Annotated in this window: 25 protein-coding genes and 1 tRNA gene; 10 read left to right on the top strand and 16 right to left on the bottom strand. The window is 67.8% G+C overall.

What is annotated here, in order from left to right; genetic code table 11:
* Window positions 1–202 precede the first annotated feature (202 nt).
* On the bottom strand, window positions 203–331 hold the full coding sequence (locus AQI70_RS40025) for a DLW-39 family protein (protein ID WP_003999697.1): 129 nt from the start codon (window positions 329–331) through the stop codon (window positions 203–205).
* A gap of 347 nt (window positions 332–678) precedes the next feature.
* Here AQI70_RS40025 and AQI70_RS07000 point away from each other — a divergent pair, with 347 nt between their 5' ends.
* Window positions 679–1,062, top strand: coding sequence for a DUF6344 domain-containing protein (locus AQI70_RS07000; RefSeq protein WP_062145582.1), 384 nt, complete (start codon window positions 679–681; stop codon window positions 1,060–1,062).
* Between the two features lie 104 nt (window positions 1,063–1,166).
* Here AQI70_RS07000 and AQI70_RS06995 read toward each other — a convergent pair whose 3' ends face one another.
* The 11 genes from AQI70_RS06995 to dnaA all read right to left on the bottom strand — a co-directional run bounded on the left by AQI70_RS06995 (window position 1,167) and on the right by dnaA (window position 15,623).
* The gene (locus AQI70_RS06995; RefSeq protein ID WP_062145580.1) at window positions 1,167–1,910 is read right to left on the bottom strand and encodes an AAA family ATPase; all 744 of its coding nucleotides are present in this window, start codon (window positions 1,908–1,910) and stop codon (window positions 1,167–1,169) included.
* A gap of 79 nt (window positions 1,911–1,989) precedes the next feature.
* Complete coding sequence (locus AQI70_RS06990; protein ID WP_062145577.1) at window positions 1,990–2,343, bottom strand: VOC family protein; 354 nt, start codon at window positions 2,341–2,343, stop codon at window positions 1,990–1,992.
* Window positions 2,344–2,574: 231 nt separating this feature from the next.
* A tRNA-Ile gene (locus AQI70_RS06985) sits at window positions 2,575–2,648 on the bottom strand.
* Between the two features lie 111 nt (window positions 2,649–2,759).
* Window positions 2,760–3,575 carry a DUF3566 domain-containing protein gene (locus AQI70_RS06980; RefSeq protein ID WP_062145575.1) on the bottom strand — a complete coding sequence of 272 codons (816 nt, stop codon included), beginning with the start codon at window positions 3,573–3,575 and terminating at the stop codon, window positions 2,760–2,762.
* A gap of 18 nt (window positions 3,576–3,593) precedes the next feature.
* Window positions 3,594–6,182 carry a DNA gyrase subunit A gene (gyrA, locus tag AQI70_RS06975; RefSeq protein WP_062145573.1) on the bottom strand — a complete coding sequence of 863 codons (2,589 nt, stop codon included), beginning with the start codon at window positions 6,180–6,182 and terminating at the stop codon, window positions 3,594–3,596.
* A gap of 42 nt (window positions 6,183–6,224) precedes the next feature.
* Entirely contained in the window at window positions 6,225–8,285 is a 2,061-nt protein-coding gene (gene gyrB / locus AQI70_RS06970) for a DNA topoisomerase (ATP-hydrolyzing) subunit B (protein ID WP_208607307.1), read from the bottom strand.
* Between the two features lie 537 nt (window positions 8,286–8,822).
* Complete coding sequence (locus AQI70_RS06965) at window positions 8,823–9,374, bottom strand: DciA family protein (RefSeq protein WP_062145569.1); 552 nt, start codon at window positions 9,372–9,374, stop codon at window positions 8,823–8,825.
* Window positions 9,371–10,492 (bottom strand): DNA replication/repair protein RecF, encoded by a 1,122-nt coding sequence (recF, locus tag AQI70_RS06960; RefSeq protein ID WP_062145567.1) that lies wholly within the window; start codon window positions 10,490–10,492, stop codon window positions 9,371–9,373. Before recF ends, AQI70_RS06965 begins: the two co-directional genes overlap by 4 nt.
* 124 nt (window positions 10,493–10,616) lie before the next feature.
* Window positions 10,617–11,492, bottom strand: a complete 876-nt coding sequence (gene gnd, locus AQI70_RS06955; RefSeq protein ID WP_062145565.1) for a phosphogluconate dehydrogenase (NAD(+)-dependent, decarboxylating) — start codon at window positions 11,490–11,492, stop codon at window positions 10,617–10,619.
* 175 nt (window positions 11,493–11,667) lie between these two features.
* Entirely contained in the window at window positions 11,668–12,798 is a 1,131-nt protein-coding gene (gene dnaN, locus AQI70_RS06950) for a DNA polymerase III subunit beta (protein ID WP_062145563.1), read from the bottom strand.
* An 872-nt stretch (window positions 12,799–13,670) separates the two neighbouring features.
* Window positions 13,671–15,623 carry a chromosomal replication initiator protein DnaA gene (gene dnaA / locus AQI70_RS06945; protein WP_062145561.1) on the bottom strand — a complete coding sequence of 651 codons (1,953 nt, stop codon included), beginning with the start codon at window positions 15,621–15,623 and terminating at the stop codon, window positions 13,671–13,673.
* 383 nt (window positions 15,624–16,006) lie between these two features.
* Between dnaA and rpmH the strand changes: the two genes are divergently transcribed.
* From rpmH to AQI70_RS06905, 9 genes are all read left to right on the top strand, one after another.
* Window positions 16,007–16,144 carry a 50S ribosomal protein L34 gene (gene rpmH, locus AQI70_RS37115; RefSeq protein ID WP_003956500.1) on the top strand — a complete coding sequence of 46 codons (138 nt, stop codon included), beginning with the start codon at window positions 16,007–16,009 and terminating at the stop codon, window positions 16,142–16,144.
* Between the two features lie 21 nt (window positions 16,145–16,165).
* On the top strand, window positions 16,166–16,537 hold the full coding sequence (gene rnpA, locus AQI70_RS37110; protein ID WP_079051181.1) for a ribonuclease P protein component: 372 nt from the start codon (window positions 16,166–16,168) through the stop codon (window positions 16,535–16,537).
* Complete coding sequence (gene yidD / locus AQI70_RS06935; protein ID WP_062145557.1) at window positions 16,534–16,887, top strand: membrane protein insertion efficiency factor YidD; 354 nt, start codon at window positions 16,534–16,536, stop codon at window positions 16,885–16,887. Before rnpA ends, yidD begins: the two co-directional genes overlap by 4 nt.
* 3 nt (window positions 16,888–16,890) lie before the next feature.
* On the top strand, window positions 16,891–18,174 hold the full coding sequence (gene yidC / locus AQI70_RS06930) for a membrane protein insertase YidC (RefSeq protein WP_062145555.1): 1,284 nt from the start codon (window positions 16,891–16,893) through the stop codon (window positions 18,172–18,174).
* A gap of 15 nt (window positions 18,175–18,189) precedes the next feature.
* Complete coding sequence (locus AQI70_RS06925) at window positions 18,190–18,702, top strand: Jag family protein (RefSeq protein WP_062145553.1); 513 nt, start codon at window positions 18,190–18,192, stop codon at window positions 18,700–18,702.
* Window positions 18,703–18,826: 124 nt separating this feature from the next.
* Window positions 18,827–19,543 carry a 16S rRNA (guanine(527)-N(7))-methyltransferase RsmG gene (gene rsmG, locus AQI70_RS06920; RefSeq protein WP_062145551.1) on the top strand — a complete coding sequence of 239 codons (717 nt, stop codon included), beginning with the start codon at window positions 18,827–18,829 and terminating at the stop codon, window positions 19,541–19,543.
* A 298-nt stretch (window positions 19,544–19,841) separates the two neighbouring features.
* Window positions 19,842–20,915 carry a ParA family protein gene (locus AQI70_RS06915; RefSeq protein WP_079051223.1) on the top strand — a complete coding sequence of 358 codons (1,074 nt, stop codon included), beginning with the start codon at window positions 19,842–19,844 and terminating at the stop codon, window positions 20,913–20,915.
* Window positions 20,912–22,006, top strand: coding sequence for a ParB/RepB/Spo0J family partition protein (locus tag AQI70_RS06910; protein ID WP_062145547.1), 1,095 nt, complete (start codon window positions 20,912–20,914; stop codon window positions 22,004–22,006). The genes AQI70_RS06915 and AQI70_RS06910 overlap by 4 nt, the downstream gene beginning before the upstream one ends.
* A gap of 319 nt (window positions 22,007–22,325) precedes the next feature.
* On the top strand, window positions 22,326–22,943 hold the full coding sequence (locus AQI70_RS06905) for a GNAT family N-acetyltransferase (RefSeq protein WP_062145546.1): 618 nt from the start codon (window positions 22,326–22,328) through the stop codon (window positions 22,941–22,943).
* An 88-nt stretch (window positions 22,944–23,031) separates the two neighbouring features.
* Here the strand turns inward: AQI70_RS06905 and trxA are convergent, their stop codons facing one another.
* The 4 genes from trxA to sigM form a co-directional block, all read right to left on the bottom strand.
* Window positions 23,032–23,364, bottom strand: a complete 333-nt coding sequence (gene trxA, locus AQI70_RS06900; protein ID WP_003999720.1) for a thioredoxin — start codon at window positions 23,362–23,364, stop codon at window positions 23,032–23,034.
* A gap of 41 nt (window positions 23,365–23,405) precedes the next feature.
* On the bottom strand, window positions 23,406–24,374 hold the full coding sequence (gene trxB, locus AQI70_RS06895) for a thioredoxin-disulfide reductase (RefSeq protein WP_062145543.1): 969 nt from the start codon (window positions 24,372–24,374) through the stop codon (window positions 23,406–23,408).
* Between the two features lie 170 nt (window positions 24,375–24,544).
* Window positions 24,545–25,471 (bottom strand): anti-sigma factor family protein, encoded by a 927-nt coding sequence (locus AQI70_RS06890; protein ID WP_062145541.1) that lies wholly within the window; start codon window positions 25,469–25,471, stop codon window positions 24,545–24,547.
* Complete coding sequence (gene sigM, locus AQI70_RS06885) at window positions 25,468–26,193, bottom strand: RNA polymerase sigma factor SigM (RefSeq protein ID WP_062145539.1); 726 nt, start codon at window positions 26,191–26,193, stop codon at window positions 25,468–25,470. The genes AQI70_RS06890 and sigM overlap by 4 nt, the downstream gene beginning before the upstream one ends.
* Between the last annotated feature and the right edge of the window lie 25 nt (window positions 26,194–26,218).

The raw sequence follows: 26,218 nt of genomic DNA, 5'->3' as shown, positions 1-26,218 counted from the left end.
GTCGCCGGACCATGGGACCGTCGCCCATCCTGCCCAGCCCGGCCACGCGTCACCCACGCAATCCGTACGACCGTCCGAAACTTCCGGCGCTAAGGCCTCCGGGCCGCTCCCGCAACCGGAAACCACGACACTCCACGGGCCCGGGCACACAAAACCCCGACCGCGAGGCGGCCGGGGTCTGTTCAGAATCCGCTGGGGTGACTCACGAACCCGTGGGCACGGAGTCAGTCGCCTCCGTCCACAGATCCTGCTCGGCGCGATCCGCCTGGATCTGGCGGTACACGAGGAGCCCGCCGATGGCGGCCAGTGCGACCAGGAGAAGCTTCTTCACCGCGCGACCTCGTCTTTCCTTGACGTAGGGGACCTCTGGCGCCCGACTATACACACCGACCGATATCGATCGGTGACCTGCGTCGGAGGTCAACTTCCGTCTGATGGACCGCAGTAGGAGCGGAGCCGGCCGCTCCGATCGGAGGGTGATCACACCTCGACAGAGGGTGACTTTTCTCCCCTTCCTCTACCTTCCTGGGCTTTCCTGCACTTTTCGGGCTTCATGCACCCATTCGAGTGCTGTTCATCTGAAGATCGACGCGCCACGGGCGTCGGTCCATGATTTCTCGGCCCTCATACACATCATGAGGAAAGTACGCAAATCGCCCAACCCGAAAGTGAGGGGCCATGACCCGGAACAAGGTCATGAACCTGTGGACCACCATCGTCACCGCCTTCCTCGCGCTGTGCACCACGCTCGGATTCCTCACGCCGACCGCCGCCGCGGCCGTACCGCACACCGGCGCGGCGCGCAACAGCGACAGCGACGACGGCGACCGCGGCGCGCAGCTGACGGCACCGGTGCCCGCGATGGCCCACTGGGCCTGGTCCTACACCAGGTCACTGCCTCCCACGATGAAGCAGCGCATCCGCGCCGAGGCCCACGGCAAGACCCCCGGCTGCCGGCACCGCCCGCTCACGGACACGGAGGCGGCCACGTCCGCCTCGGCCCCCGGCGAGTGCCTCTCCGCCGCTTCCCCGGCCCAGCCCCTGGTCCCGCACCAGCGCTGAATCCGGGGCACACCCCATGCCGTAACCCTCTTTTGCCGGCCCCGCACCGTCACCGCGAGCTTGCGTACACAGCACCGCTCATGACGACGGACCCTCGGCGGAGCTCATCCCGCTCGGACGACGTGCCGGAGATAGGCCCACGGGTCGTTGAGGTAACGCCGCCAGTGGTCGACGAGTTCCAGATCCCGCCACTCCACGGGACGCATTCCATGGTCGCCCACCTCGATGATCTCGGCGCCGGGCAGCGCCGTCAGCACAGGTGAGTGCGTGGCGCAGATGATCTGCGCGCCGGAACGCCCCAGTTCATGCAGCAGCCCGACGAGTTGAAGGCAGGAAGCGAAGGACAGCGCGGCCTCGGGCTCGTCCATGACGTACAGCCCCGGCTCCTGGAACCGCTCCCGGAAGGCCATCAGGAAGCCCTCCCCGTGGCTCATCTCGTCCACGGCCCCGGACAGCCTTCCCGTCTCCCGTTCCCGGCCCAGCGCGTCCAGCGCGGTCTCCGCCCGCAGGAAGAAGCCTCTGCGGCGCGTGCGCGGCCCGCGCAGCATACGGCGGCCGGCTGCCGTCGCCTCGAACCTCATGCGGCCGCCCAGAGCGGAAGGCTCGCGCGCACTGGCATACCGGTAGCCCGCGGATCCGCCCCAGGAGTCCAGCCCGAACCCCTCCGCCAGGGCCTCGACGAGGGTCGACTTGCCCGAGCCGTTCTCCCCCACCAGGAACGTCACCGGCGCGGTGAACTTCAGGCCGTCATCCAGCAGCTGCCGCACGCACGGCACCGACCACGGCCAAGGGCTCCCTTCCCCCAGCTCGCCCTCGGCGACATGCGCGTATGCCCGTTCGACGATCATGCCGTCAGGCTCTCATCCGGCACTGACAACCGGGCTCCGTGAGGCTCCCGGTGGAGGGGTTATCCCGGTGGAGGGGTTCTCACTGACGCCGTTGGCCAAGAATGCAGAACTCGTTGCCTTCGGGGTCTGCCATGACGACCCACGACTGGTCACCCTGGCCGATGTCGACACGCTTCGCGCCATGAGCCTCCAGGCGAGCCACCTCGGCGGCCTGGTCATCTGGCCTGAAGTCGAGATGCAGCCGGCTCTTGGCCTTCTTACTCTCATCGATCCGGACGAAGTCCAACCCTGGCAGGCGATCCGGCTCCGGGCGGATCTCGAACTCCTCATCGGAGGAATAGACCACAACCCACCCAAGAGCCTCAGCCCACCACTGCCCCAAGGCCACCGGATCCACCGAGTGAACGATTACCTGTTCCCATTCCAAGGTCATCCGGACAGCCTAGGCCTACCGGGGCTTCGAAAGCAGGCGCTTGCAGCGCTCAGCGGGAGGCCACGCAGCGGCTGACCGGTCGGCCTTCCGAACCACTCCACGACCCGATCCACTCCGCGGCCCGAACCACTCCACGGCCCGAACCACGCCACCTGACGCGGCCCCGCCTGTCGGTGTCCACCGGCGATGTCAAAAGACCCCCGGTCCTGTGGACCGGGGGTCTTTTCGCTGTGGGGCTAACAGGATTTGAACCTGTGGCCTCATCCTTATCAGGGATGCGCTCTAACCAACTGAGCTATAGCCCCGCCGCGCTCTGCGGTGAATGTCCCGCGCGCTGACTCCTGAAGATTAGCGCACGACCGGGGTAGTCCCAAAATCCGTTGTCGGGGGACCGTCAGCCGCGGTTCAACAGCAGGTCACTCGTCCTCGGCCAGCGTCAGCTCGACGCCGCCCACGAACCCGGCGGAGAGGTTGTAGATGAACGCGCCGAGGGTCGCCAGCGCCGTCGCGAGGACGACGTCGATGACCGCGATGATCGACGTGAACATCAGCACGTGCGGCAGCGACAGGAAGGACTGCAGGTCGAAGCCGTTCGACTCGTTGGAGCCGGTCGCCTCGGAGATCGTGCCGCCGACCGTCGAGAAGACGCCCATCGCGTCCATGACCATCCACAGGACGGCGGCCGCGACGATCGTGCAGATGCCCAGCGCGATGGAGAGCAGGAAACTGACCTTCATCACTGACCAGGGATCGGCCTTGGCCACGCGCAGCCGGGCCTTACGGGTTCGGGGCGTGGTGCGTGCCCCCGCGCCGGTGCGCGGCCGGCGTACCGCGGCGCTCGCCGGAGCGGGCGTCTGGTAGGCCTGCGGCGGGTGGTAGGGCCCTGCGGACTGCTGCGGCCGTTCCCCGGGCAGGGGCGACATCGACGTGGCGGGGGCCGCCTGCTGCGCCCCGGTCGGCGCGGGCTGCGGCTGGGCGCCCGGGGCAGCCGAGCCCGCGCCGGCCGCGTAATGCTGGGTCTGCGGGCCTCGGGTGTCCGTCACGGTTCCCCCCTGGGATCCAGGTGTGTCGGGCGAGGGTGAGTCCTTCGGAGGCGACTTGATCGCCTTCAGCTGGGTCGTGTGCGAATCTGTCGCACCCGCGGCGGAGCCACGGCCGCCGCCGTCGGTGTCCTTACCGGCCGTGGGACCGGTCGAGGTACCGGACGATCCGGCGCCCGTGGCTCCGCTCACGATGACTCACTCCTCGTGCTACTCGGCCGAGGGTGCCTCACCCTCGTCCGTGCCGGTGGTCGCGGCACCCTCGGCGGTCTCGTCGACGGCCACGTCGCCGTCGACCTCCTCCGCCTCGCGTCCCGCCTCGGCGTTACGAGCGATACCGACCACGGCATCGCGCTTGCCCAGGTTGATCAGTTGGACGCCCATGGTGTCACGGCCCGTCTCCCTGATCTCGTTGACTCGCGTACGAATCACACCGCCGCCCAGCGTGATGGCGAGGATCTCGTCGGTCTCCTCGACCACCAGCGCGCCAACGAGCGAGCCGCGGTCCTCGACGATCTTGGCGGCCTTGATACCGAGGCCACCGCGACCCTGGACGCGGTACTCGTCGACGGCGGTCCGCTTCGCGTACCCGCCGTCGGTGGCAGTGAACACGAACGTACCGGGTCGAACAACATTCATCGAGAGCAGCTCGTCTCCCTCACGGAAGCTCATGCCCTTGACACCCGACGTGGCGCGGCCCATGGGACGCAGCGACTCGTCCGTGGCCGTGAACCTGATCGACTGCGCCTTCTTGCTGATCAGAAGCAGATCGTCGTCGGCCGAAACGAGCTCGGCGCCGATCAGTTCGTCGTCGGAACCGTCGTCCATTTCACGGAGGTTGATCGCGATGACACCGCCGGAGCGCGGCGAATCGTAATCCTTCAGAGGCGTCTTCTTCACCAGACCCGCCTTCGTGGCGAGCACCAGATACGGCGCCGCCTCGTAGTCGCGGATCGCGAGGATCTCGGCGATCGCCTCGTCCGGCTGGAAGGCGAGGAGGTTCGCGACGTGCTGCCCGCGCGCGTCACGGCCGGCGTCGGGAAGCTCGTACGCCTTCGCTCGGTACACCCGGCCCTTGTTGGTGAAGAACAGCAGCCAGTGGTGCGTCGTCGAGACGAAGAAGTGGTCGACGATGTCGTCTTCCTTCAGCTTCGCGCCGCGTACGCCCTTGCCGCCGCGCTTCTGCGCCCGGTAGTCGTCCGTCTTCGTGCGCTTGACGTAGCCGCCGCGGGTGACGGTGACCACGATGTCCTCTTCGGCGATGAGGTCCTCGATGGACATGTCGCCGTCGTAGGGGATCAGCTTGGTCTGGCGGTCGTCGCCGTACTTCTCGACGATCGCGGCGAGCTCCGCGCTGACGATGCCGCGCTGGCGGACCGGCGAGGCGAGGATCTCGTTGTACTCGGTGATCTTCGCCTGGAGTTCGTCATGCTCCTGGATGATCTTCTGGCGCTCCAGGGCGGCCAGTCGGCGCAGCTGCATCTCGAGGATGGCGTTGGCCTGGATCTCGTCGATCTCCAGGAGGTCCATCAGGCCCGTACGCGCGATGTCGACGGTGTCGCTGCGCCGGATCAGCGCGATGACCTCGTCGATCGCGTCCAGGGCCTTCAGCAGACCGCGCAGGATGTGCGCCCGCTCCTCTGCCTTGCGCAGGCGGAAGCGCGTACGGCGGACGATGACCTCGATCTGATGCGTCACCCAGTGGCGGATGAACGCGTCCAGGGAGAGGGTGCGCGGGACGCCGTCGACCAGCGCCAGCATGTTGGCGCCGAAGTTGGTCTGCAGGTCCGTGTGCTTGTAGAGGTTGTTCAGGACGACCTTGGCGACCGCGTCCCTCTTCAGCACGATGACCAGGCGCTGACCCGTGCGGGACGACGTCTCGTCGCGGACGTCCGCGATGCCGCCGATCTTGCCGTCCTTCACCAGGTCGGCGATCTTCTGCGCGAGGTTGTCGGGGTTGACCTGGTAGGGCAGCTCCGTGACCACCAGGCACTGGCGGTTCTGGATCTCCTCGACCTCGACGACCGCGCGCATGGTGATGGAGCCGCGGCCCGTGCGGTAGGCCTCCTCGATGCCCTTACGGCCGACCACCAGGGCGCCGGTCGGGAAGTCGGGGCCCTTGATGCGCTCCATGAGCGCGTCCAGCAGCTCCTCGTGCGAGACCTCGGGGTTCTCCAGGTACCACTGGGCACCGGCCGCGACCTCGCGCAGGTTGTGCGGCGGGATGTTGGTCGCCATGCCGACCGCGATACCGGCCGAGCCGTTGATCAGCAGGTTCGGGAAGCGGGCCGGCAGGACGGTCGGCTCCTGGGAGCGGCCGTCGTAGTTGTCCGTGAAGTCGACGGTCTCCTCGTCGATGTCACGGACCATCTCCATCGACAGCGGCGCCATCTTGCACTCGGTGTAGCGCATGGCCGCCGCCGGGTCGTTGCCCGGAGAGCCGAAGTTGCCGTTGGAGTCGACCAGCGGCATCCGCATGGACCACGGCTGCGCGAGGCGGACCAGCGCGTCGTAGATCGAACTGTCGCCGTGCGGGTGGTAGTTACCCATGACGTCGCCGACCACCCGGGCGCACTTGTAGAAGCCGCGCTCGGGGCGGTAGCCGCCGTCGTACATGGCGTACAGGACGCGGCGGTGGACGGGCTTGAGGCCGTCGCGGACGTCGGGCAGCGCACGCGAGACGATGACGGACATCGCGTAGTCGAGGTACGAGCGCTGCATCTCCGTCTCGAGCCCGACGGGCTCGACACGCAGGATCTGTCCCTCGTCAGGAGTGACGGGAGTGTTCTCGTCGGTCATTGCTGGTGAAGGTCCTTCCTGGTGCGGTCAGCTGAGACCGACTCAGATGTCGAGGAAGCGGACGTCCTTGGCGTTGCGCTGGATGAACTGGCGGCGGGCCTCGACGTCCTCACCCATCAGGACCGAGAACAGGTCGTCGGCCTGGGCGGCGTCGTCGAGGGTGACCTGGCCGAGGACGCGGTGCTCCTGGTCCATCGTGGTCACGCGCAGCTCCTCGGCGTTCATCTCGCCGAGACCCTTGAAGCGCTGGATGGAGTCCTCGCGGACACGCTTGCCGCGCTGACGGCCCATCTCGATCAGCGCGTCGCGCTCGCGGTCCGAGTAGGCGTACTCGATGTCGTCCCGGCCCCACTTGATCTTGTACAGCGGGGGACGGGAGAGGTACACGTGCCCGGCCTCGACCAGCGGCCGCATGAAGCGGAACAGGAAGGTCAGCAGCAGGGTGCTGATGTGCTGGCCGTCGACGTCGGCGTCCGCCATCAGGATGATCTTGTGATAGCGGAGCTTCTCGATGTCGAAGTCCTCGTGCACGCCCGTGCCGAAGGCGGAGATCAGCGCCTGGATCTCCTGGTTCTGCAGGATCTTGTCGATCCGCGCCTTCTCGACGTTGAGGATCTTGCCTCGGATCGGGAGGATCGCCTGGTACTCGGGGTTGCGGCCGGACTTGGCCGAACCGCCGGCGGAGTCACCCTCGACGATGAAGATCTCGCACTTGGTGGGGTCGTTCGACTGGCAGTCGGAGAGCTTGCCCGGCAGGGACGCCGTCTCCAGCAGGCCCTTACGACGCGTCAGGTCACGGGCCTTGCGGGCCGCCACGCGCGCGGTGGCCGCCTGGATGCCCTTGCGGACGATGTCCGCCGCCTCGTTCGGGTTGCGGTCCAGCCAGTCGTTGAGGTGCTCGTAGACCGCCTTCTGCACGAAGGTCTTCGCCTCCGTGTTGCCCAGCTTGGTCTTCGTCTGGCCCTCGAACTGCGGCTCGCTCAGCTTCACCGAGATGATCGCGGTCAGACCCTCGCGGATGTCGTCACCCGTGAGGTTGTCGTCCTTCTCCCGCAGCAGCTTCTTGTCGCGCGCGTACTTGTTGATCAGGTTGGTGAGCGCCGCGCGGAAGCCCTCTTCGTGCGTACCGCCCTCGTGCGTGTGGATGATGTTGGCGAAGGAGTACACGCCCTCGCTGTAACCGCTGTTCCACTGCATCGCGACTTCGAGGGAGAGGCTCTTGTCCTTGTCCTCGGCCTCCAGGTCGATCACCGACGGGTGCACCGCGTCTCCCTTGCGGGAGTTGAGGTACTTCACGAAGTCGACGATGCCGCCCTCGTAGTGGTACGTGACGGTCTTGACCTCGGCGGTCTCGTCCGCGCCCGCCTCGTCCGCCCCGGAAGTGGCCTTCGCCGACTCGCGCTCGTCGGTGAGCTTGATCGTCAGACCCTTGTTGAGGAACGCCATCTCCTGGAAGCGCCGGGAGAGCGTCTCGAAGGAGTAGTCGGTGGTCTCGAAGATGTCGCCGTCCGCCCAGAAGGTGACCGACGTACCGGTCTCCTCGGTGGCCTCGTGCTTGGCGAGCGGCGCCGTGGGGACGCCCATCTTGTAGTCCTGCGTCCAGCGGTGGCCGTCGGTCTTCACCTCGACGGCGACCTTCGAGGACAGCGCGTTCACGACGGAGACACCCACGCCGTGCAGACCACCGGAGACCGCGTAGCCGCCGCCGCCGAACTTGCCGCCCGCGTGCAGCACGGTCAGCACGACCTCGACGGCCGGCTTGCCCTCGGACGGGACGATGCCCACCGGGATGCCACGGCCGTTGTCGACGACGCGGACACCGCCGTCGGCGAGGATCGTGACCTCGATCGTGTCCGCGTGCCCGGCCAGCGCCTCGTCGACGGAGTTGTCGACGACCTCGTACACGAGGTGGTGCAGGCCTCGCTCACCGGTCGAGCCGATGTACATACCGGGTCGCTTGCGGACCGCGTCCAGACCCTCGAGGACGGTGATGGCGCTGGCGTCGTACGAGGCGGTGACCTCGCCGTTCGACGAGGTCACCGCGCCGTTGGCGCCGGCGTCGGTGGACGGGATGTTCTCGTTGGGGTTGCCGGAATCGGCCACGAAGCGCCCTTTCTGGCACAGCACGAGCCAGGCTCGTCGGCGGGTTGCCGGAGCGGCTGCGGCATGTTGCGTTGGTAAGCCTTGATCAGCGTTGCTCAGCTTTTCCCGGACGGTCCCCACGATTGGGGCGGGATTGGCCTCCAGTCTACCGGTTGCGCCGACAGTGATGGGGGTTTGCCGGTACCTGAGTCCTCATGTGCCGCCCTGAACCCGGCTCGGCCGACTCCCGATATACGGATGGGGGCTCCAAGAGGCTCAGGGAGCCACTCAGCGCTTCCGGCCGTCAACCCTTGGCTACTTCGGAGTCAGGTAGTGATTCGCAACCGCGTGCGGTTGTACGACGGGGAGGTCAGCGCCGGTACGCCGGGACCGCCGACGACTGCTGATGTGATGTCGCTCACCTGTGGCCGACGGGACTGGAGAGACCGCCGTGGCGACGGCTCGGCAGGCGCGGCTCGCCCGCTGCAGTAACGCAGGTCACACGATGCGCCGGAGGGCGGACCGGGCGCCGGGCGCTGCTGCAGCCGACCGGTCCGGTCACCCGTAGGTGTCGCCGGGCCCGGTGCTGCCGGGAGCACGCAGAGGGCCGAACCGGCGGGCAGGACCGCCGGGGCCCTGCACCTTGATCTGCCGCACCGCGCCATGGCCGAGGTCCTCGTTGAGGCGGGCGACCAGCGTCGGGGCGAGCAGCCGCAGGTTCGTCGCCCATGCCGTCGAGTCGCAGCGCACGACCAGGATCCGCTCGTCCTCGTCGTACTTCTCGGGTACACAGTGCTTGGCGACGTCGTCGCCGACGATCTGCGGCCAGCGGCCCATCACACCGCCCACCGCGGCTGGGGTCTCCCAACCCCGCTCGGTGATCAAGCGGTTGATGGCGGCGCCGAGCGCCATGGGGTCGCGGCCGTCCGCCCGCGCGCCGGAGCGCAGGCCCCCGCGCCGCGCCTGCTTCTTCTGCCGCGCCGCGTCCCCACGCGCGCGGGCCTGCTCCTTGGCCGCCCGCAGCGCCACGCGTGCCAGGTCCACGCCGGAAGGTTCCGGGGTCTTCCTGGGGGCGTTCTCGGAGGGGCTCCCGGAGGTGCTGTCGCTCATACGCGCTCCACCGTCCCCTCGGACACCGCGTACCGCGCCCCCGACAGCACACCCGGTACGTCGTCATCGACCGCGGCGGTCACCAGGACCTGCTCGCCGGGCGCGACCAACTCGGCCAGCCGCTCGCGGCGTCGGGCGTCCAGCTCCGCGAAGACGTCGTCGAGGACCAGCACCGGTTCGTTGCCCTCGGCCCGCAGGAGGTCGTACGACGCCAGACGCAGCGCCAGTGCGTAGGACCAGGACTCGCCGTGCGAGGCGTACCCCTTGGCGGGCAACTGACCGAGTTTGAGAACCAAATCGTCCCGATGAGGTCCTACGAGGGTGACGCCACGCTCGATCTCCTGCTTGCGGGCATCGGCGAGCGCCGCCATGAGCTGCTCGAAGAGGTCCTCGCGCGTGTGCGCCTCGCCGGGCGCCGACGGCTTGTAGTCCAGGGCGACGGGGCCGCCGCCGGGGGCCAGTTGCTCGTACGCCTTGTCGGCCAGCGGCTGGATCGCCGCGACCAGGTCGAGGCGCTGGGCGAGCAACTCGGCGCCCGCGCGCGCGAGATGCTGGTCCCACACGTCGAGGGTGGACAGGTCCATCGTGCGGCCGCCATGGCGGCGGGCCAGCGCGGCCGTCTTGAGGAGGGTGTTGCGCTGCTTGAGGACCCGCTCGTAGTCGGAGCGGACGCCCGCCATCCGCGGGGAGCGGGCGGTGATCAGCTCGTCGAGGAAACGGCGGCGCTCGCCGGGGTCGCCCTTGACCAGCGCCAGGTCCTCCGGGGCGAACAGGACGGTCCGCACGATGCCGAGCACGTCACGTGGTCTGACCTGCGAGGATCTGTTGATACGGGCTCGGTTCGCCTTGCCGGGGTTCAGCTCCAGCTCGATCAGCTGCTGCCGGTCGCCCTGCCGCACCTGCGCCCTGATGATCGCCCGCTCCGCGCCCATGCGCACCAGCGGGGCGTCGGAGGCGACGCGGTGGCTGCCGAGGGTGGCGAGATAGCCGACGGCCTCGACGAGGTTCGTCTTGCCCTGGCCGTTGGGGCCGACGAAGGCGGTGACGCCCGGGTCCAGCGGAACTTCGACCCGGGCGTACGAGCGGAAGTCGGCCAGCGACAGATGCGTGACGTGCATGGTCGTTCGCCGACCTCCCCCAACCTGTGGTTCAACCGTCCCCAGCTGTGGACAACTGGGCCACTCCTGAAGGTGCCGGGCCGGCATCCCCAGGGTGTGGATTACTTGTTCTCGTCTCGATGGGCTACTTCTTCTCGACCGCGTGGCCGCCGAACTGGTTCCGCAGCGCCGCGATCATCTTCATCTGCGGAGAGTCCTCCTGGCGGGAGGCGAACCGCGCGAACAGCGACGCGGTGATCGCCGGCAGCGGCACCGCGTGGTCGATGGCGGCTTCCACAGTCCAGCGTCCCTCGCCGGAGTCCTGTGCAAAACCCTTCAGCCTGTCCAGGTGCTCGTCCTCGTCGAGGGCGTTCACCGCGAGGTCCAGCAGCCAGGAACGGATGACCGTGCCCTCCTGCCAGGAACGGAAGACCTCCCGGACGTCGGTCACGGAGTCGACCTTCTCCAGCAGCTCCCAGCCCTCGGCGTAAGCCTGCATCATCGCGTACTCGATGCCGTTGTGGACCATCTTCGCGAAGTGCCCCGCGCCGACCTTGCCGGCGTGCACCGAACCGAAGTCGCCCTCGGGCTTCAGGGCGTCGAAAATCGGCTGTACCTTGGCCACGTTCTCCGCGTCGCCGCCGTACATCAGCGCATAGCCGTTCTCCAGGCCCCAGACGCCGCCCGAGACACCGCAGTCGACGAAGCCGATGCCCTTGGCGGCCAACTGCTCGGCGTGCTTCTCGTCGTCCGTCCAACGGGAGTTCCCGCCGTCCACCACGACGTCACCGGGCTCCAGCAGCTCGGCGAGCTCGTCGATGGTCGACTGGGTCGGGGCACCGGCCGGGACCATCACCCACACCACGCGCGGGCCCGAGAGCTTGCCCACAAGCTCTTCCAGGCTGTGGACATCCGCGAGGTCCGGGTTGCGGTCGTATCCGACGACGGTGTGGCCCGCGCGGCGGATCCGCTCGCGCATGTTGCCGCCCATTTTGCCGAGGCCGACGAGACCGAGCTCCATCAGTTGTTCCTTAGGTTGCTGTGGCGTGTGTGGCACCTTCGTACCCACGTACGAGCCTAAACCCGGACGCACGCGCACATCCGTGGGCATACGCGCTCAGACGTAGACCCTCACCTGCGGTTCTCCCACAGGCCGGGGATCACTGCTCCACGGCCTGTGGACAACTGTCGGCTGCTCAGCCGCTCAGGCGGACAGGCATGATCAGGTACTTGTAGGCCTCGTCCGCCTCCGCGTCCACCGCCGGCTTGCCGCTCAGCAGCGCCGGCTTCGTGGACGTCGTGAAGGACAGCTGGGCCACCGGGGAGTCGATGGCGCTCAGGCCGTCCAGCAGGAACGTCGGGTTGAAGGCGATCGAGATGTCGTCGCCCTCCAGCTGGGCGTCGACCCTTTCCACAGCCTGTGCGTCGTCGCTGGAGCCGGCCTCCAGGATCAGCACGCCCTGCTCGAAGCTCAGCCGCACCGGGGTGTTCCGCTCGGCGACCAGGGCCACACGCTTGACGGCCTCCACGAAGGGGGCGGTCTCGATCACGGCGACGCTGTTGAACTCCGTCGGGAACAGCGTGCGGTACTTCGGGAGGTCGCCCTCCAGCAGACGGGTCGTCGTACGCCGGCCCGCGCCCTCGAAACCGATCAGGCCCTCACCCGCACCCGAGCCCGACAGGGCCAGGGTGACGCTGTCGCCGCTGGTCAGCGCCTTGGCGGTGTCCAGAAGCGTCTTGGCGGGCACCAGCGCGACCGCGGAGGCCTCCGGGTTCTCCGGCTTCCACAGGAACTCGCGGACCGCGAAGCGGTAGCGGTCGGTGGACGCCAGCGTCACCGTGTCGCCCTCGATCTCGATGCGCACACCGGTGAGGACGGGCAGCGTGTCGTCACGGCCGGCGGCGATGGCCACCTGCTGCACGGCGGAGGAGAAGACCTCGCCGGGGACCGTGCCGGTCGCGTTCGGCATCTGCGGGAGCGCCGGGTACTCCTCCACAGGCAGGGTGTGGAGTGTGAACCGCGAGGAGCCGCAGACCACCGTCGCTCGTACACCGTCTGTGGAAATCTCCACCGGACGGTTGGGGAGAGCGCGGGAGATGTCCGCGAGGAGACGGCCGGAGACGAGGACCGTGCCCTCCTCCTCGACCTCCGCCTCGACACTCACCCGCGCGGAGACCTCGTAGTCGAAGCTGGACAGGCTCAGCTGACCTTCGTCGGCCTTGAGCAGGAGGCCGGCGAGGACAGGCGCCGGCGGACGGGCCGGGAGGCTGCGCGCCGCCCAGGCCACTGCCTCCGCGAGTACGTCGCGTTCCACCCGGATCTTCACCGTAAGCCGCCTCCTGCTGTTGCCGGCGTTCGCGCCCTGCTTCGCCTTCGTCGTCTGACTCGGTGTCGTGAGCCCCGGTGAGGGGAAGGACACCGGGGACCAGTCTGACGCACCGCACTGACAGTAGGTGCCTCTCGGGGTCAAGTCGTGACGAGGGGCAGCCGGGAGCCGGACGGCGAGTTGTGCACAGGCCCCGCTTCGAAACGAATTCCCCGCTCTCTCTGGTTGGGAGTAGTAGTAGGGCCTGTGGATACCGTGGATAACCACGTTTGCCCAGCTCAGAGCGGAGATTTTGTCCACTGGGCCTGTGGGTGGAAGCAGTGGACAACCGGGTGTCTCTGTGGAGAACAGAAAGTTCTGCACACCCCATGCACAGCCTGAGGCGACTTCTCCCCAGCGCCGTCCCCAGCTTTACCCACCTTTCCCACAGCCCAACCAGGCACCTTTGTGTGACGCCTTTCACTCGCCCCGGTGAGAAGGCGCGTCATGTTGCCGAACAGTGGACAGCGGTGTGGAGAAGCCGGGGATCATTGGGGACAACGGGCCTCAGCCTGTGGGTTGCCGGTGGACAACTTGATGCACAGCCTGTGGATCACCGTTCTGTCCACAGACTGTGGAGATCGTTCGTCCACGAATCCACATGCAGCTGACCTGGTCTGATCGTCTTTCAACAGGCCCCCCTGTGGACACCGTATGGACAACTTCCCAGTCCCCAGGCTGTGGACGGGAGAAAGTCGCCGAATCTGTGGAGAGTGGCCGTAACCCGGCAAGTATTCGAACAGCCGACGACCGCGACATGACGAAGGGCGCCCCTGGAACCTCCTCCGGGGGCGCCCTCAGCGCCGTACGACCGGCTCCGCCGGCCGGCTGTGTCAGCCGTTCTTGATGCGGTTGGTCAGCTCGGTGACCTGGTTGTAGATGGAGCGCCGCTCGGCCATCAGATTGCGGATCTTGCGGTCCGCGTGCATGACCGTGGTGTGGTCGCGGCCGCCGAACAGCGCGCCGATCTTCGGCAGCGACAGGTCCGTGAGCTCCCGGCACAGGTACATGGCGATCTGGCGGGCGGTCACCAGCGCGCGGCCGCGCGAGGTGCCGCACAGGTCCTCGACCGTGAGGCCGAAGTAGTCGGCCGTAGCGCCCATGATCGCCGTCGAGGTGATCTCCGGCGCGGAGTCCTCTCCACCGGGGATGAGGTCCTTCAGGACGATCTCCGTCAGGCCCAGGTCCACCGGCTGCCGGTTGAGCGACGCGAACGCCGTCACCCGGATCAGCGCGCCCTCCAGTTCGCGGATGTTGCGCGAGATACGGGAGGCGATGAACTCCAGCACCTCCGGCGGTGCGTTGAGCTGCTCCTGCACCGCCTTCTTGCGCAGGATCGCGATGCGCGTCTCCAGCTCGGGCGGCTGGACGTCGGTGATCAGACCCCACTCGAAACGGTTCCGCAGCCGGTCCTCCAGCGTCACCAGCTGCTTCGGCGGCCGGTCGCTGGAGAGCACGATCTGCTTGTTCGCGTTGTGGAGCGTGTTGAAGGTGTGGAAAAACTCCTCCTGCGTCGACTCCTTGTCCGCCAGGAACTGGATGTCGTCGACGAGCAGGATGTCCATCTCGCGGTAGCGCTTGCGGAAGCTGTCGCCCTTGCCGTCGCGGATGGAGTTGATGAACTCGTTGGTGAACTCCTCCGAGCTCACATACCGCACGCGGGTGCCCGGGTAGAGGCTGCGCGCGTAGTGCCCGATCGCGTGCAGCAGGTGCGTCTTGCCGAGCCCCGACTCCCCGTAGATGAAGAGAGGGTTGTAGGCCTTCGCCGGTGCCTCGGCGACGGCGACCGCGGCCGCGTGCGCGAAGCGGTTGGAGGCGCCGATGACGAACGTGTCGAAGAGGTACTTCGGGTTCAGACGCGCGGTGGGTTCGCCGGGGCCGGACGCCGGCGCGGGCTGCGCGGCCAGCGGGCCGGGGGCGCCGGTGGTCGGCAGGTTCGCGCCCACCGGGCCGCCGCGGTGGACATGCCCGGAACCGGGGGGCGGCTCGGGCAGGTCGCGGCGGGCGTCCCGGTCGTAGTCGGCGCGTGGCTGGTCGTAGTCCGGCCGCTTCGGTTCGTAGTCGGGGCGGTGCTGCTCATAGTCGGGGCGGTGCCCGTCGTACGACGGCCGCTCCATCGGCTGCGGGCGGTAGTCCTGGGAAGGCGAGCCGTACGGCTCCTGGGAGTACGAGTCCTGGCTGTACGGCTCCTGCGACGGCGAGGCGTACGGGTCGCGCTCGGGGAAGCCGAGGCGCTGCTGCTGCCAGCCGTACTCGTCCTGGGTCGGGCGCGGCCAGCTGCCGGGGCCGGGCTCGGGGCGCTGGTACTCGCCCGGGTAGGCCGGGCGGGCGGTGGGCAGCGGGTCGGCGGAGGTGCCGGGCAGGTGGTCGTCGCCGCGGTGGCGGCCATAGCCCTCGTACGAGGGGAGCTCGGGCTCCTCGTAGCGCGGCTGGGGCGATGGGGGTCCCCCCTGCTCGAACGAGGTCGAGAGCTTGGGGGAGGGAGGCACCGGCGGGGCCGGGGGCTCGCCGGCGGAGTCGTCGACGGTGATCGCGATGCGGATCGGCCGGCCGCACTCGCGGCTCAGGGTCTCGCTGACGATCGGGGCCAGGCGGCCTTCCAGTACGCCCTTCGCGAACTCGTTCGGTACGGCGAGCAGGGCGGTGTCGGCGACCAGCGCGAGCGGCTGGCAGCGCCGGATCCAGTGCTCGTCCTTCGCCTCGACCCCCTGGCCGCGGCCCTCACCGAGGAGTTGCTCCAGCACTCGTGGCCACACTGCGGCAAGATCGGCAGGTACGTCAGCCACAGGGCACGCTCTCTCACGGGTCCCACGAACGTGTGATGTGGGACGGGTCGGGATTTCAAATCGGGTGGAGCCCGAATCAGGGGGACAAGGGAACGAATCGGAGTTCAGTCACGGTAGTCAGGGCGGCGGGTGCGGTTCAAGTTGTTGTCCCCAGCCTGTGGATAGTGTCTCTCCGTGACCTTCGGTTTGACCGGATGGCGTAGCCGCGCGTACCGTAACCAGGTCGAGTTGTCGATGGCTGCTGCCGCCTGCCTCCGATGGGCACAGATCGCGTCAGGTGATCGGGAAGCGGTGCACTCGGGCGTAACTGCGAGCTACTCGTGGGCGCACGGTGACAGCCAGGACGGCACCCCGCCACTACCGAATTTTTCTGGAGCCCCCGAGTGAGCAAGCGCACCTTCCAGCCGAACAACCGTCGTCGCGCGAAGACCCACGGCTTCCGGCTGCGTATGCGCACCCGTGCCGGCCGCGCGATTCTCGCGTCCCGCCGTAGCAAGGGTCGCGCCCGTCTGTCCGCCTGATCCCGGTCAGGTCATGACGTCGTGCTGCCCACCGAGAACCGGCTGAGGCGGCGCGAGGACTTCGCGACCGCGGTACGACGAGGACGCAGGGCAGGACGCCAGCACCTCGTCGTCCATCTTCGTAGCGGTGCCACGGACCCGCACGCGCCTGGGGAGAGCGCTCCCCCGACGCGTGCGGGTTTCGTCGTGAGCAAGGCCGTGGGCGGCGCGGTCGTACGCAACAAGGTGAAGCGCAGGCTTCGCCATCTGATGCGCGATCGAGTCGACCTGTTTCCCCCCGGTAGCCTGGTAGTCGTACGAGCGCTGCCCGGTGCGGGTGACGCCGACCATGCACAGCTGGCCCGAGACCTGGATGCCGCTCTGCAGCGGCTGCTGGGAGGGGGCGCGCGATGAAGTACCCGCTGCTGGCTCTGATCAAGCTGTACCAGTGGACGATCAGTCCACTGCTGGGGCCGGTGTGCAAGTACTACCCGTCGTGTTCGCACTACGGCTATACGGCCATCGACCGGCACGGTGCGATCAAGGGCACGGCGCTCACCGCCTGGCGCATCCTGCGGTGCAACCCGTGGTCGCTGGGTGGCGTGGATCATGTCCCGCCGCGCAAGCGCCCACGGTGGCACGAGATGCTGCGCAACGCTTTGCGCGCACGCAAGGGCGGGCCCTTCGCCGCCGAAACGGCCACCGAAGAGAATGTTTCTTCGAGCCCGGCCGCAGAGACCCCGTCCCATGCCCAAGGAGCATGATTAGTGGACACGATTGCCAGCCTCTTCAGCTTCATCACGACACCCGTCTCCTGGGTCATCGTCCAGTTCCACAAGGTGTACGGCGCCCTCTTCGGCGATAACACCGGGTGGGCCTGGGGCCTGTCCATCGTGTCTCTGGTGATCCTGATCCGTATCTGCCTGATCCCGCTCTTCGTGAAGCAGATCAAGGCGACGCGGGCCATGCAGACGCTCCAGCCGGAGATGAAGAAGATCCAGGAGCGCTACAAGAACGACAAGCAGCGTCAGTCCGAAGAGATGATGAAGCTGTACAAGGAGACGGGCACCAACCCGCTCTCCTCGTGCCTTCCCATCCTGGCGCAGTCGCCCTTCTTCTTCGCTCTGTACCACGTGCTCAACAGCATCGCGAACAACGAGACCGTTGGCGTGATCAACGAGCGGCTGCTGGCCAGTGCGCAGCAGGCGCACATCTTCGGCGCCCCGCTGGCCGCGACCTTCACGGACAGTGCCGCGGACGCCGCGGCGCTCGACGCCTCGATCACCACGGTCCGCATCGTCACGGCGATCATGATCATCCTGATGTCGGCGTCGCAGTTCTACACACAGCGCCAGCTGATGACGAAGAACGTCGACACCACGGTGAAGACGCCGTTCATGCAGCAGCAGAAGATGCTGATGTACATCTTCCCGATCATGTTCGCCGTCTTCGGTATCAACTTCCCGGTCGGTGTCCTGGTCTACTGGCTGACCACCAACGTGTGGACCATGGGCCAGCAGATGTACGTCATCCACAACAACCCGACCCCGGGTTCCAAGGCTCAGGCCGCGTACCTGGAGCGTCTCACCAAGCACGTCACGCACCACGGCAAGGCCCGCAAGCGTAGCGAGCGCGTCATCATCAAGGCGATCGTCGCTAAGGGCCGTGACCGTAACGAGTACGAGCGCAAGTTCATCAACGGCCTGAGCAAGGCGGGTCTCGCCGCGCAGGCCGACGGCACCGTGGCCAAGAGCGAGGGCGCTGTGGCCACCATGACCGAGGACGGCACGCCGACCACCGCTGCCGCCCCCAAGCGTCAGCAGCCGAAGCGTCAGAGCAAGTCCCAGCGTCAGTCCGGCGGCGCGAAGCAGGCCGGCGAGCCGATGTCGCTGAAGAAGTCCGACGAGCCCGAGGACGCCAAGCCCGAGGACGCCAAGCCCGGCGCTGCCAAGAAGGCCGGGCCGAAGCCCGGCAGCGGCGCCCGCAGCAAGGCCCAGTCCGGGCAGCGCAAGGGCGGTCCGCAGCGCCCCAAGTCCCCGTCCAAGAAGTAAGAAGGAGCCCATCCCGTGACGGAAGGCACCACCTCCGCCGCCGCCGAGGGTGCAGACACCCTGACCCGCCTGGAGCAGGAGGGCGAGATCGCGGCGGACTACCTCGAGGGTCTGCTCGACATCGCCGACCTCGACGGCGACATCGACATGGACGTCGAGGCCGACCGCGCCGCTGTCTCGATCATCAGCGACACGGGCAGCCGAGACCTGCAGAAGCTGGTCGGGCGTGACGGCGAGGTGCTGGAGGCGCTTCAGGAGCTCACGCGCCTGGCCGTGCACCGGGAGACCGGGGACCGCAGCCGCCTGATGCTGGACATCGCCGGCTACCGCGCCAAGAAGCGCGCCGAGCTCTCCGAACTGGGCGCCAAGGCTGCCGCTGAGGTCAAGAGCTCCGGCGAGCCCGTGAAGCTGAAGCCGATGACTCCGTTCGAGCGCAAGGTCGTGCACGACGCGGTCAAGGCCGCGGGCCTGCGGAGCGAGTCCGAGGGCGAGGAGCCGCAGCGGTTCGTCGTTGTGCTTCCCGCCTGATCGGCCCGAACATTCCCCCGGCCCCGTCTGCCCGCAGGCGGGGCCGAACTTTGTCAGCCTGATAGTTCTGGTGGTTCTGGTGTCGGCGCTCGGTGCGCCGGCGCGGTACGGAAGGACGGTCCCCGTGACGGAGGCAGCGGAGCTCCCCCCTGCGCCCGAGCAGGCACGTGAGGTGTTCGGTGATCGCTTCGCTGATGCGGTCCGCTACGCCGAACTGCTCGCCGAGGCGGGTGTGCAGCGTGGCCTGATCGGCCCGCGAGAAGTGCCCCGCCTGTGGGAGCGACATCTGCTGAACTGTGCGGTGCTCTCCGAGGTCGTTCCCGAGGGGGTGACGGTATGCGATGTCGGCTCGGGTGCCGGCCTGCCCGGCATTCCCCTGGCGCTCGTCCGGGAGGACCTGAAGATCACGCTGCTGGAGCCCCTGCTGCGGCGTACGAACTTCCTGACGGAGGTTGTGGAGCTGCTGGGGCTGGATCATGTGACGGTCGTCCGTGGTCGCGCCGAAGAGGTCATGGGGAAGCTGCAGCCGGTGCATGTCGTGACCGCCCGTGCGGTGGCACCGCTGGACCGGTTGGCCACCTGGGGCATCCCGCTGCTGCGTCCCTACGGTGAGATGCTCGCCCTCAAGGGCGATACCGCCGAAGAGGAGCTGAAGAGCGCGGCCGCCGCCCTGAGCAAGCTGGGTGCGGTGGAGACGTCGATCCTGCATGTGGGTGAGGGCGTCGTGGATCCGCTGTCGACGGTCGTGCGGGTGGAAGTCGGGGAGAGCCCGGGTGGTGTGCGCTTTGCGGCGAAGCGGGCGAAGGCGGCCCGGACGGGTCGAGCACGCCGTCGCCGCTGATCCGTCCTGACGACGAGACGTACTCCACACAAGCTGCCAAACCCACGCAGGTCGGAGTGTCGCGGCAGTTCGGCCACGGCTGCTGTGCATCGTGTTTCACGTGAAACGTCGCTCACTGCTGCACGGCATCATCAGTCGCGGCCGGGCTGCGGCCGAACCTCGCGACCGAAAGCCTCTCGGCTCTCTCGGAGAGGGTCCCTTCGATGACACTGCGTCCCCCTTGAGGGGCACGGAGTTTTCCACAGAGGTGGATTTCTCCACAGAACACCAGGCCTCACTGGTTCACGACCCCGAAGACATGGGAGGCTCTGTTCATTGCGAGCCTGAAGTCGAGGAGAGTGAATCCTTGCGGTCCGACGCCAACATCGCGGGACCGATGACCGATCCGGTCCCCGGCCCCCGTACCGAGTCGATGGGGGAGGATGTTTCACGTGAAACACCGCCCCCGATGGACGACACTCCCATCGGTCGTGCTGCCCAACTGGCGGTGGAGGCTCTAGGCCGCGCCGGCGAGGGCCTGCCACGGCCCGAGCAGACCCGCGTCATGGTGGTCGCCAATCAGAAGGGGGGCGTGGGTAAGACGACGACGACCGTCAACCTTGCCGCGTCGCTGGCTCTTCATGGCGGCCGTGTGCTGGTCATCGATCTCGACCCGCAGGGCAACGCGTCCACTGCTCTGGGGATCGACCATCACGCCGAAGTCCCTTCGATCTATGACGTGTTGGTCGAGAGCAAGCCGCTCGCGGAAGTCGTCCAGCCGGTCCCCGATGTCGAGGGCCTCTTCTGTGCTCCTGCCACGATCGATCTCGCCGGTGCGGAGATCGAGCTGGTGTCCCTGGTGGCCCGCGAAAGCCGACTTCAGCGGGCGATCCAGGCCTACGAGCAGCCGCTGGACTACATCCTCATCGACTGCCCGCCCTCGCTCGGACTGCTGACGGTCAACGCGCTGGTGGCCGGGCAGGAGGTCCTGATCCCGATCCAGTGCGAGTACTACGCGCTGGAGGGCCTGGGCCAACTGCTGCGCAACGTCGACCTGGTGCGGGGGCACCTCAACCCCGCCCTGCATGTATCGACAATCCTGCTCACCATGTACGACGGTCGGACGCGGCTTGCATCCCAGGTTGCGGACGAGGTGCGCAGCCACTTCGGCGACGAGGTACTGCGGACGAGCATTCCTCGCTCGGTCCGTATCTCCGAGGCGCCTAGCTATGGGCAGACGGTGCTGACCTACGATCCAGGATCGAGCGGTGCCCTGTCCTATCTTGAGGCGGCACGAGAAATCGCGCTGAAGGGTGTGGGAGTCAGTTATGACCCGACGCACGCCCACATCGGCGCCCAGAGCAACCCGAGCATGGTGGAGGGGATCCAGTGAGCGAGCGACGGAGGGGTTTGGGCCGTGGTCTCGGCGCACTGATCCCTGCTGCCCCGACGGAGAAGACGATGCCCCCGGCCGCAGTGGGGGGCGCTTCTCCGTCCCCGGCCGCTGTCCCGGTGCTGACCGACCGGGGGGTGGCTGCGGCGAAGGTAGCCACACTGCCGCCTGTTTCACGTGAAACCGAGGAGCCGTCGCTGAACGGCCCCGCGGAGGCGCCCGCATCTCCCATGGGCGCCCACTTCGCGGAGATCCCCCTCGAAGCGATCACACCGAACCCGCGACAGCCGCGCGAGGTCTTCGACGAGGACGCGCTGCAGGAGCTCGTCACCTCCATCAAGGAGGTCGGTCTCCTTCAGCCGATCGTCGTACGGCAGATCGGCCCCTCCCGGTACGAGCTGATCATGGGCGAGCGGCGCTGGCGGGCCTGCCGTGAAGCCGGCCTTGAGGCGATCCCGGCGATTGTGCGGGCCACCGACGACGAGAAGCTCCTCCTGGATGCGCTCCTGGAGAACCTGCACCGCGCTCAGCTGAACCCGATCGAAGAGGCCGCGGCCTACGATCAGCTGCTGAAGGACTTCAACTGCACGCATGACCAGTTGGCGGACCGGATCGGCCGTTCCCGGCCGCAGGTCTCCAACACCCTGCGCCTGCTGAAGCTCTCGCCCAAGGTCCAGAACCGGGTGGCCGCCGGGGTGCTCTCCGCCGGGCATGCCCGGGCGCTTCTCTCCGTCGAGGACCCGGAGGAGCAGGAGCGGCTGGCCTACCGAGTGGTGGCCGAGGGGCTCTCGGTCCGGTCTGTCGAAGAGATCGTGACCTTGATGGGTTCCCGACCGCAGAAGACCCAGCGTTCAAGGGGGCCGCGGGCCGGCTCGGTGCCGTCCCCCGCGCTGTCCGAGCTCGCGACCCGTCTTTCGGACCGATTCGACACGCGGGTGAAGGTCGAACTGGGTCAGAAGAAGGGCAAGATCACCGTCGAATTCGCCTCCCCGGAGGACCTTGAGCGGATCCTCAGCACGCTCGCCCCGGGCGAGAAGCTGGCTCTCCAGAAGAGTCTTCTGGACGAGGACGCGGAGGAGACGGAAGCCTGAGGCCTGGCAGGCCGGGGCTGATCCCCGGCCCAGGCTGAGCGGGCCGTGTCCGGAGTGTCCGGAACTCGGCCCGCTCTTTTGCTTTCTGGCGGTATCGATGGAATCACATCGTGGATACGATGCGTTCGGGTATGGCGCATCCACCTGGTGACCTCTAAGGGGAGGCGGGGTCCATGCGAACGGTGAGCCGCACCGGACTGGTGAGCGCAGGTCTTGGGCTGGGCGCGATCGGCGGGTTCGTCGGCAGCCTGCTCAGGGAACGAAGCGCCCTGACAGCCGCTCGCGACGCCGCGGGCGAAGGAAGCGAGGAACAGCCTTCATGGGGCGTCGGCTCGTACCGCTCACGCTGGACAACCTTCAGGACCTTCCCAAGCGCTGCCGCGCGTGTGTCTTCTGGGAGTTGGACCCGGTCAGCGGTGAAGCCGCGGTAAAAGCCGGCACGGCCGCCCTGGAGAAGGAAGCCTGGATCTCTGCTGTCCTGCTGGACTGGGGCTCCTGCGGCCGGGTTGTCTACGTCGATGACGTACCGGTGGGCTTTGTGCTCTACGCGCCTCCGGCGTACGTCCCTCGCTCCACGGCGTTCCCCACGAGCCCCGTCTCACCGGACGCCGTGCAGCTGATGACCGCGTTCATCATGCCGGGTTATCAGGGCCAGGGGCTGGGCCGAGTGATGGTCCAGACGGTTGCCAAGGATCTGCTGCGGCGGGGCTTCAAGGCGATTGAGGCCTTTGGAGACGCGCGCTGGAAGGAGCCTGCGTGTGTTCTGCCCGCTGACCATCTTCTGGCCGTGGGCTTCAAGACGGTTCGCCCTCACCCCACCTCTCCACGCCTACGGCTGGAGCTGCGGACCACGCTGTCGTGGAAGGAAGACGTGGAGATGGCGATCGACCGGCTGCTGGGGGCCGTACAGAAGGAACCTGCGCTGAGGCCGCTCTAAGACGAGTTGCCGCTCTGGAGTGGATAGTCGCTCAAAAGCGAATGGGCCAACCCGAGGGGGTTGGCCCATTCGTGTTTCACGTGAAACGTCACTCGGCGATGAAGTCCTCAAGGTCGCGGACGATCGCGGCCTTCGGCTTCGCGCCGACGATGGTCTTGGCAACCTCGCCGTTCTGGTAGACGTTCAGCGTCGGGATGGACATGACGCCGTACTTGGCGGCCGTACCCGGGTTCTCGTCGATGTTCAGCTTGACGACCTCGATCTTGTCGCCGTACTCGGCGGCAATCGCCTCGAGGGACGGAGCGATCTGGCGGCACGGTCCGCACCAGGCGGCCCAGAAGTCCACCAGGACAGGCTTGTCGCTCTTGAGGACGTCCTGCTCGAAGGAGTCGTCGGTCACATTCTTCAGGGTGCCGGCCACGGCGGGCTCCTTAACTGTTGGTGCGTGGGGCGGGATGGGGGTCAGACAGAGGTCTTCTCGGGCTCGGCCTGCTCCTCGTCCGCGAGGGCGGCGAGGAAGCGCTCGGCGTCGAGGGCCGCGGAGCAGCCGGTGCCGGCCGCTGTGATCGCCTGGCGGTAGGTGTGGTCCACCACGTCGCCGGCGCCGAAGACACCGGTCACGTTGGTGCGCGTGGAGGGGGCATCGACCTGGAGGTAGCCCTCCTCGTCCAGCTCCAGCTGGCCCTTGAACAGCTCGGTCCGTGGGTCGTGGCCGATCGCGATGAAGAGGCCGGTGACCGCCAGGTCCGAAAGCTCGCCGGTCTTGACGTTGCGCAGCTTCAGTCCGGAGAGCTTCTGGTCGCCCTGGATCTCGGCCACCTCGCTGTCCCAGACGAACTTGATCTTCGGGTCGGCGAAGGCGCGGTCCTGCATCGCCTTGGAGGCGCGCAGGGTGTCCCGGCGGTGGACGATCGTCACCGACTTGGCGAAGCGCGAGAGGAAGGTGGCCTCCTCCATCGCGGTGTCGCCGCCGCCGATGACGGCGATGTCCTGGTCCTTGAAGAAGAAGCCGTCGCAGGTGGCGCACCAGGAGACACCGCGTCCGGAGAGCGCGTCCTCGTTCGGCAGACCGAGCTTACGGTGCTGCGAGCCCGTGGCGATGATGACGGCCTTCGCCCGGTGGACGGTGCCCGCGGTGTCGGTGACGGTCTTGATCTCACCGCTCAGGTCGACGTTGACGATGTCGTCCGGGACGAGCTCGGCTCCGAAGCGCTCGGCCTGGGCGCGCATGTTGTCCATGAGCTCGGGGCCCATGATGCCGTCCTGGAAGCCAGGGAAGTTCTCCACCTCGGTGGTGTTCATGAGTGCACCACCGGCGGTGACAGCACCCTCGAACACAAGCGGCTTCAGCGACGCGCGCGCGGTGTAGAGCGCCGCCGTGTAGCCGGCGGGCCCGGAGCCGATGATGATCACGTTACGGACGTCGCTCACGGCTTGATTCCTCGTCTCTGGACTGCGTCGTCGGACCGGGGGAGCCCCTGTCAGAACACTCACCCCACCCAACGGATCCTAAGGGGCCCGCATTCCCACTGTGTCCGGGCACACGGTGACGCCACACCGTATGGGGTTGCCGCGCCGCAGGGCGACAAACCGCCGGTTCCTCAGGGACGCGCGTAGGACTCCTTCAGGAGGACTTTGGCCGTTGCGGACGACGGGTGCTTCACACAGGTCGCGTCCATGACGTAGACGTTGACCTTGGTGACGTCGGAGGCATCGAGCAGAACGACGAGCAGAGCGTGCTTGCCCTTGTAGATGCCTTCCTCGGCGGCGAGCGTCGCCTCGTTGCGGCCGATGCCCTTCTGGACGCATTCGGGCACAGTGACCTTGCGGAAGACCTGAGGGCTCTTGGTGTCAGCTCCGCCTTCCATGCCCATGCTGCGTTCCGGCTTGCGGGTGCCGCCTGGGGAGCTGTCGCTCTTGGCGAGGAGATCGGTGACCTGCTTCTCCAGCTTCGCCGCGGAGAACGTGTCGGCGGCGGTCTGCCCTCCGCCAGCCGTGGGACCGGCCCCTGAGCCACCCATCAGCGAGGTCAGGAGCACGGAGCCGAGGCCCAAGGCGGCGGCCGTGAACGCGGCGCTCAGGACGGCGACCTTGCGTCGGCCGGCCTTCTTGCGGTTCTTGCGGCCTGGGCCGGTGGTGGAGGAGCGGGCGTGGCCTGCCGGACGGTCTGCGGCTGCCGATGTTTCACGTGAAACATGCACGCTGTCGTCCGCGTCGGAGATCGAGCGGGCTGTGCCGGCGAGCGTCGGGGCGTCGATGTCATCAGGCGCCGTGGCGTTGAGGAGAGCCTCTGCGGCGAGTGCAGCGTCGATGCGCCCCGCGACGTCGGCGGGCATACGCGGCGGGCCGGGCAGCGTGCCGAGCAGTCCCCGGATCTCCTCCAGCGATGCGTGGACGTCCGCGCACAGCTCGCACTCGGCCAGATGCCGCTGTACGTCGGCGGTCCTGGACGGGGAGAGAAGTCCTTCGGTGAGGTCGGAGATCTCGGCGACGTCCGGGTGCCCGGCCGTGTCCGTCGTGGATGTCACGCTCGCCCACCTCCGCCCTTCACTGCAGCTGAATCACTCGAGCCGGTCTCACGTGGATCCGTAGCACGCGGATCCGCTGCCGGTGGGACGGATGTCCCCTGCGTCCGGTTCCGTCGCTCGCCGGGATCCTTGCCGTCGCCGGTGCTTTCCGGCCGCAGATGGGTGAGGAGGGGCAGGAGTCTGGCTCTGCCGCGTGCACATCGGCTCTTGACCGTGCCGGTCGGCACATCGAGGATCCGGGCAGCTTCCGCGACCGGGTACGCCTGCATGTCCACCAGGACGAGCGCCGCCCGCTGATCGGGCGGAAGCGTGCCGAGTGCTTCCAGCAGCTGGCGGTGCAGATCGTTGCGTTCGGCCGGTGCCGAGGCCGACTCGTGCGGCTCCAGCAGCTGCTCAAGCCGCTCGGTGTCATCGACCGGAGATGTCTTGCGGGAGGCAGCCTTGCGGGCGCGGTCCAGGCAGGCGTTCACGGTGATGCGGTGCAGCCACGTCGTGACGGCCGACTGGCCCCGGAAGGTGTGGGCGGCCCGGTAGGCGGAGACTAGGGCGTCCTGGACGGCGTCAGCGGCCTCCTCGCGGTCGCCGAGCGTCCGCAGGGCCACCGCCCACAGCCGGTCACGGTGGCGCCGTACGAGCTCACCGAAGGCGTCGGGGTCACCCTCCACATGGCGGGCCAGGAGGTCCCGGTCGCTCGCGTCGCGGTGTGCGGTGCCGTCTGCCATCGGACCCCCTCCCCCTTGGATGTGG

Source organism: Streptomyces curacoi (assembly GCF_001513975.1).
Classification (GTDB): Bacteria; Actinomycetota; Actinomycetes; order Streptomycetales; family Streptomycetaceae; genus Streptomyces; species Streptomyces curacoi.
Note: the sequence above shows the minus strand (reverse complement) of the source record. Positions and strands in the feature narration are given on the sequence as shown.